This is a genomic window from Moritella sp. (genome assembly GCF_033791185.1).
Classification (GTDB): Bacteria; Pseudomonadota; Gammaproteobacteria; order Enterobacterales; family Moritellaceae; genus Moritella.
The window spans coordinates 1-7,339 of sequence record NZ_JASJHF010000063.1 but is presented as its reverse complement, the minus strand read 5'-3'; the positions used below and the strand labels follow the sequence as shown (position 1 = coordinate 7,339).

At 40.2% G+C, this 7,339-nt stretch carries 6 protein-coding genes; 3 read left to right on the top strand and 3 right to left on the bottom strand.

Annotated features, from left to right (window positions below):
• Positions 1-404: 404 nt before the first annotated feature.
• Complete coding sequence (locus QNK26_RS03890) at positions 405-998, bottom strand: response regulator transcription factor (protein ID WP_319220951.1); 594 nt, start codon at positions 996-998, stop codon at positions 405-407.
• A complete protein-coding gene (locus QNK26_RS03885; protein WP_319220950.1) occupies positions 991-2,193 on the bottom strand; it encodes a GAF domain-containing sensor histidine kinase in 1,203 nt (400 codons plus the stop codon). The genes QNK26_RS03890 and QNK26_RS03885 overlap by 8 nt, the downstream gene beginning before the upstream one ends.
• Positions 2,194-2,473: 280 nt before the next feature.
• On the opposite strand from QNK26_RS03885, the gene QNK26_RS03880 reads away from it, so the two are divergent.
• The 3 genes from QNK26_RS03880 (at position 2,474) to QNK26_RS03870 (ending at position 4,956) form a co-directional block, all read left to right on the top strand.
• A complete protein-coding gene (locus tag QNK26_RS03880) occupies positions 2,474-2,767 on the top strand; it encodes an MFS transporter (RefSeq protein ID WP_319220952.1) in 294 nt (97 codons plus the stop codon).
• The gene (locus QNK26_RS03875; RefSeq protein WP_319220949.1) at positions 2,761-3,984 is read left to right on the top strand and encodes an HlyD family secretion protein; all 1,224 of its coding nucleotides are present in this window, start codon (positions 2,761-2,763) and stop codon (positions 3,982-3,984) included. Before QNK26_RS03880 ends, QNK26_RS03875 begins: the two co-directional genes overlap by 7 nt.
• Positions 3,985-4,419: 435 nt before the next feature.
• Positions 4,420-4,956 carry a DUF924 family protein gene (locus QNK26_RS03870; RefSeq protein ID WP_319220948.1) on the top strand — a complete coding sequence of 179 codons (537 nt, stop codon included), beginning with the start codon at positions 4,420-4,422 and terminating at the stop codon, positions 4,954-4,956.
• A 14-nt stretch (positions 4,957-4,970) separates the two neighbouring features.
• Here the strand turns inward: QNK26_RS03870 and QNK26_RS03865 are convergent, their stop codons facing one another.
• Complete coding sequence (locus QNK26_RS03865) at positions 4,971-6,839, bottom strand: methyl-accepting chemotaxis protein (RefSeq protein WP_319220947.1); 1,869 nt, start codon at positions 6,837-6,839, stop codon at positions 4,971-4,973.
• Between the last annotated feature and the right edge of the window lie 500 nt (positions 6,840-7,339).

Here is a 7,339-nt window from a genome sequence, read left to right as displayed (position 1 = left end):
TTGTCGCAACGACAAGTAACGCAACAAAATAGCGGTAATACTAAAGATAATCTTAAATGTCGTGTCATTGCTGCTTGGTCTGAATGGCAATATAGCGCGAGAGCGAGATGGCAGTCACATTCTATTAAACAACAGAGGCTGTTTTTAGTCTTGTGGCTAGCGATACGTAGAAAGTAATGATAATGTTACAACCGTGATTAAAGCTGTGTTAATTCAAGTTGTTTTTTAGTATGAATTTAACCTGAGTTTATTTACAGTGTGATTTAATTGCGTAATTAAATTACGCAATGTGTAATTAAATTACATAATAATTTGATGATTTAAATACACAAAAAAACCAGCAGATAAGTGCTGGTTTTTTTATGCGTAAATGAATATCAGGTAATCGCGGATGGAGGCGTAAGTTAATCCATCAAGCCATGATTAATCGCGTATTGGATCAACTCAGCACTGGTTTTAGCACTGATCAATTTCATCATTGAATACTTATGAAACTCGACAGTTCGTGGCGAAATAAATAATTCATCGGCGACTTGGCGGGCCGATTTACCTTGCGCTAATAATCGTAAAACACTGATTTGACGAGATGATAATTTTGGTTTTTCAGTGTTAACCGTGACTGAGGTTGAAATATAAGTGCCACCTTTTAATACTTGGTTTACCGCTTCGACTAAGCTCTCACTGGCTTCATGTTTTAATACGTAACCTTGTGCGCCGGCTGCAATCGCACTCTCGGCATATTCTTGTTCGTCATGCATGGTTAAACAAATTATTTTTACGGTTTTATTAATGCGCTTCAAGGCTGCAATAGCGGCAATCCCCGTCATATCAGGCATGCTTATATCGGTGATAACTAAGTCAGGATCATGTTGCTTAACGAGCTCGATTAACTCTAAGCCATCTTTAGCAATTGCTAAAATATGATGCGCTGGTTGTAAAATACTGGCGATGCCTTGTGCCACAATTAAATGGTCATCGGCTAAAATTACATTACTCATAATATTCCTTTAGTGCAGGGATCATTATATCGACGATAAAACCGCCATCTTCAGGAGAGCTGAATACTGCTGTGCCATTAAATAACTGTGCACGCTCCCGAATACTAATTAATCCAATGCTGCCCTTGTTTGCATTTAAGTTTAAATCGCAGCCAATCCCATCATCGATAATTTGAAAGTGTAAGTTGTTATCGCTGTATTGCAGCGATACAAACACGGCAGATGCTTGAGCGTGCTTGGCTACGTTGTTTAGTGTTTCTTGTAAAATTCTATATAGGTTTAAAGATAGCTCTTTATTTAAAGCCGGAATCGGATCAAATAAAGTCTGAATATCAACATCTTTAATGGTTGATAAGCGTCGACATTCTGACTTTAATGCCGTTAATAAGCCAAGGTCTTCCAAAATAGCGGGGTGCAAAGAGCGTGATAGCGCTTGCATATCTTTCGCTAACCCTTGTATTTCGTCGTGAAGCGCATTCGCTGATTTTTTTTCACTGTCGACAGTTAGGCTATTAGATAGTAATGATGCTTTGATGGTGAGCAGTGCCATACGTTGTGAAAAATTGTCGTGCAGTTCACGCGATAACATACGGCGCTCATTTTCTTGGTTATCCATTAAATGACGCGATAATAGTTCGAGTTGTTGATTTTTATGTTGCAGCTTTTCCCAGTAAGCATAACGCTCGTAAGTCGATGCGAGGATCTGACCAAAACAACGGATCTGGGAGATGTTATCTTTATCCCAGTGCGCAGGTTTAAGATAACGGCTCGCAGTAATGCCGCCCCAAATACGCCCTTTAACGCGAAAGGGCACCACAATATGCGCGCAAATACCTTCCATCGCACTGCGTAGGAGCTCATCATGTTTGACAATATCGTGGATATTATCTTCTGCAATAATAATTTCACCTTCGCTTATCTGTTCTAGATAAGGTGAGTAAAGCCCTTGTGCTGGTAAAGAGACTGGTTTGTAACCTGGGGCAGCAACAGCAAGCGCCCCTTCAAAGTGATTGTCTGGGGTTAAGCGAACTAACGACATACGTTGGGCTTGGATGTAGGGCATAAAAGCGGTGAGTGCAAATTCAATTGCGTTAGCTAAATCAGCAGTATCGTTTTCCAATAACCAATTTGATATTTCAATGGTGAATTGTTCAATGTTTAAATTAGCTTTATCCATCTTGGGTAGTTCACGCATGTGCTTGTCCTCATTGAATGTTTGCTATTTACCATGGACTGTCATCAGTTTAATCACAGCAATATATTATTAGCCTGATATCTGTTGTTTGGCTATTAATAAATGCTAAACAGGTAAATTTCTAGCAATTTTACGAGTACCTTTTAACTTCCTCGTTTGCGTATAATCATCCTCGCTATATTCATGATTGTTATTATCACCATAGACAACAAATAACGCGTTCCTAATCGTCTGAGTTAGGGATCATTAATCGAGGAATGAACCTGTGAGTTTAATATCTATGCCTTTTGTCGGCACTGGCTTTGACACTGGATTACACATTGTTGCTGTGGTTGTGCTTGTTGCAACCGTCGCTGCTGTAGGGATTGGTTTTTGGAAATTCCATGAGGTGCCTATTCATCAGGCCCATAAAAATGGTCATCAACAATTAACCTTGATCACCACATTAACTTGGGTTGGATTTATTTGGCATTGGGTCTGGGTGTTAGCTGTGATCGTGGCGTTTGTTGATGCAGAGCAAGCTATTAAGAAAGTACGTGATATTTGGAAATCAGAAGGGACGGGCTCATGTTAGAAGGTTTAGCGGTCTGGGCATTACTTATTTATTTATTGCGTTTAGTGGGCATGCCTTGGAATAAATATTCTAAGTGTTTTGCTTATATCGGTGGTGGTGGCTGGCTCCTTTTCGTCTGGGTGGGCTTAATTACTTATACGCCGATGGATTTGTCTGGCGGTTCGTTAGTGCAGTCACCGCATATTCAATTACGTCCCGGTTCAACGCAGGTAAAAGGTAATATTAAAACGATTCATGTCAAACCGAACCAGCAGGTTATTAAAGGTCAGCTGATTTATGAACTTGAAGATGAAGTTTATCAGATTGCATTGAACAAATCGGCGGCACAGGTGAAGAGCGCTGAAGTAGCGTTAGCATCGTCATTAGATGATGTACGAATTAATGAATCTAAATACGCTATTGCTAATAAAGAAATTAAAATTAACCTTGATCAGCAAGTTGAAATTGAAGCTGACCTTAATTGGAAGCGCACGACATTACAGCGTTATATTGATCAGAATAAAGTAGCTGCATTTACCATTACGGAAAGTAAATTAGATGAGCAAAAAACAGCGGTGCAAGTTGCCAGTGCAAAATTAACAGTACTGCAATCGCAAGCTGAAAAATTAGTGTTAAACGCACAGCAGGCCCAGCTTAATATCAGCAAATCTGATCATGCAGTGAATAGCCGTAAAGCCGATTTAGCGAATCAAACTGAGGTGTATGCACAAGCGCAGTGGAATTTAGATAATACCCGTGTTTATGCACCTGCTGATGGTTACTTAACCAACTTTATTGTTCGTGAAGGGCAATACATAGGTGCGATGCCACGTATCCAGATGTATACCAATGAAAAATATGTATTAATGCGGGTTAATCATCAAGCCATTCGTAATATTAAAGTGGGTCAAGCGTCTGAATTTGCCTCGGCAGTTTATCCGGGACATATTTTCTCTGCTGAAGTCGAAGGCATCATTGAAGCCACGGGTGAAGCGCAAGGGACATTATTAGCAAGAGAAACCTCGGTGAGAACAACGACAGGACAAAATGTCATGAACAAACATCACTTTGTTCGTTTGAAACTAACCGAGACGGAAGGCTATGATATTCCGGTGGGTTCTGTTGGTCTGGCTTGGGTTAGTGGTGCTAAACCGATTGCATTCCTTGGCTTCCTCGATGTTATTCGCGGCATTGTTATTCGGATGAAATCACAAATATACTACTTCTATTCTATGTAACTCCTTTACTGTGAATAGTATTTAAACCGTGTGCCTTTGGCTATTACTAAAAATAGCTAAAGTTACGCGGTTTTTTTGTGAGTGACTATGTGACTAAGCTATGTTCACATCAACGTTACTATCCGTTTTATTTATTGTAGGGTGAATTACGATAATGGTAACGACTTTATGCCGATTGCAGATAGAGAGTTTGGTTATGATACGGTTACGTATGGTGTGGTAATGGGCTGGAATATTAAATTATAATCGCGAGTAAACCATTAAAAAAACTGTCTTTAGACCGAAATTATGTGATGTGCTAGTAATGCATAAAAAAATGACAGCTAAATATGAAAACTGAGACACCAGTGCCGCCACTGAGTGGGCTGAGTGTTTCTAGTTATCCTATACTCAATTGGTGGGATCATTGGTGGGGTCATTGGAAGGGGTTTAACTATGTATAAAGACGTTATCAAATTTTGGTTTGAAGAGATTAATCCAGCGAAGTGGTGGGTGAAAGATATTGAGTTTGATCAAACAATTTCAATGCGTTTTAGTGAGTTGCATAAGCGTGCTAGTGCGGGTGAACTATTTCACTGGCGTCGGAGTGCTGAAGGTCGGTTAGCGGAAATCATTATTTTGGACCAGTTTTCACGAAATATGTTCCGTGATACAACCCGTGCGTTTGCTTTTGATGGCATGGCATTAGCACTCGCACAAGAAGCGATAGCGTGTGGTGCTGATAGAGAACTTTCGCAATTGCAATGCAGTTTTCTTTACCTGCCTTTTATGCACAGCGAATCTGCAATTATCCATCAACAAGCGGTATTTTTGTATCAAGGTAATGATATCCAAACTAACCTCAAATTTGAATTGCAACACCAAGCTATTATTGAACAGTTTGGGCGCTATCCGCACCGCAACACTATTCTAGGGCGAGAATCGACAGCCGCTGAACTCGACTTTCTCGCAACGCCCGGTTCCAGTTTTTAACTTTTAGGTTTTGATTAGGCAAAGATAGTTAATATCTGTTCAACTTGCGTTGATACTTGTTGTTGAGCAGATTGGGTTTTCTGGCGAGTCTCTTCGCTGTGATTTTGCAGTGCCGTCATTTGCCTGTTTACGGCACTGATATGGCTGACTTGCTGGTGGGTATTTTGACTACTATTGGCGGCATTTTGTTGTGATTGCTCTGACTGTTGGATCACTGTGCCTATCTCTTTACGCATGTCTTGTGCATTTGTTAACTGCTGGTGGCAACTCTGTGCGATATGATTAATTTCATGTTCGAGTGATTGGCTGGAGTGATTCAGTTGACCGAGAAAGTTACTAATTTGTTCTAGAGCTTGCTGAGTCTGTTTAGATAAGTTGCGAACTTCATCGGCTACTACGGCAAATCCACGGCCTTTTTCGCCCGCCCGCGCGGCTTCAATGGCTGCATTGAGGGCCAATAAGTTAGTTTGATCGGCGATACGATGAATCGATGTCACGATCGTCTCAACATTTTCCATATTGGTATTTAATGTTTTAATGGCTTTTAAGCTCGCACTACCGGCTTGTTTAGTCTGCTCAGTAGCGAGACTAAAATCGGTTATCTGACTAGCGGCTTTATACATCTGCTCATTCGTCTGCTGTGTTAGGCTGTGTACGGATTGCGTATCGGCATCAACTTTTTGCGCGAGTGAGTTAATTTCTGATACACCGTTAGAGATATCACTAATGGCAGCGCTACTGGCTTGAGCATATTGACTAATCGATTGAAAATCATTTTGCAGTAAGTTTAACGCCAGGGTGACTTGTTCGACTTGAGTCTGTTTGGTGATATCTTCCTGCTTGATATTATCCAGTAGCTGATTGAAATGCAGTGCGATCAAACCTATCTCACTGCGGCTGTCGGCAAAGTACAAGCGCTCACGAGTATTGCTTTCAACCAGAGAGGCAAGGGCTCTATCTAATGTTGTCAGTGGTTTTACGACCCAGTATTTTTCGGCATAAAATAACCCAATACCAAATAGAATTAAACTCAGTGCAATAATGGCCAAGTATAAGTAGGTATTCTGGCGCTGGTCATTAGCATAATCATTGATTGGCTTTTCTAACGCTAAAATAGCGGCTTGGATATTACTGATTGCGGTTAATACTAACTGTTGATTAGCGGTTTGCTCTGAAAGTACCGTTTTGGTATTTAATAGTTCTTTTGGATAACGACTGATAAGGCTTTGCAGTTCGTCGGTTATATCAACTATAAAGAGTGTTTCTTCACCGTCCTCGTCATCAAGAAAATTATCATCTTCAATCACTACATTATTGTTGCTGTCATAATGGCTAAATTGCGATAACTGGCTAATGAGTTGCGCACTTTCTTTGACGGCTAATAATAGGGCTTGCCATTGCGATGACTGTAATTGATTAAAGTAACGCTGACGCTGATTGGTTAATTGCGCGAGACTGGCTTGGATATCACTAATGAGAATTAAATCTTGTTGGCGTAATTGCATGTCACCTTGTAATAACTGACGTTTTAATAGTGATAAGTTATCCGCTAATTCTTTTTCGTTGAAGTTCAGTAGTTGAAAGTTATTGGAAGCAAACTTACCCGATGAACGTAATGGCCCTTGCACGAGTGTGGCAAACTGATTGAGCTGCAGGTTTAACGCTGTGGTATCGATGGCGCTCGGAAGTTGAGTGAGTGAATTAAGTAATTGCTTAATGATTTGCTCTGATTGTTGTAAATCTGTGGTGTTGCCTTGTTGCAAATAGCCGGAGATAGCGTGATTAAGCTTAATGGTGACTTGTTCTTTCATCTGCGCAAACATAGAGTTTTGTAGGTCAAGACGGTTGAGCTGCTGGTGGCTGCCATAAAGGGTATAAGTCATTAAGAGCGAGAGGCAAATTAAAGTAAGTGAACTGATTCTAGAAAAGGTTGTGATGCGCAAGGTTATCATCCTGATTAAGCCATCTATAATGCAGAATAGTATAAAAGCGCCAGATGACAGTTATATGAATCGAGTGTGGTTTATCAACATTTGAAGTCATGGTGCAGTGTCGGCATTATATTTATCATTATATGACGTCTAATTTGCTGGTTAGCGCGCATTGTGTTCTTTAGTTAAGGTGGTTACCGCCACTTTAAACTAGTTAGATGTCTTAAAATGTCACTTTTTGAACGTTTTTTAGTCGAATTAAGTGAGGTGAGCATAAATTTTAGTGAAACACTTGCCAATGAAGTCAGTTTCTCTATAATCGCTCCCACTGACACGGCAACAGCCGCTCAGTATGCTCTTTAACAATTTATTCAAGCAATCTGTGTGAGCACTTGCAGAGATATAATGACCAAATATTATATCAATGTAATTGTGAACATTAAATTAAATCG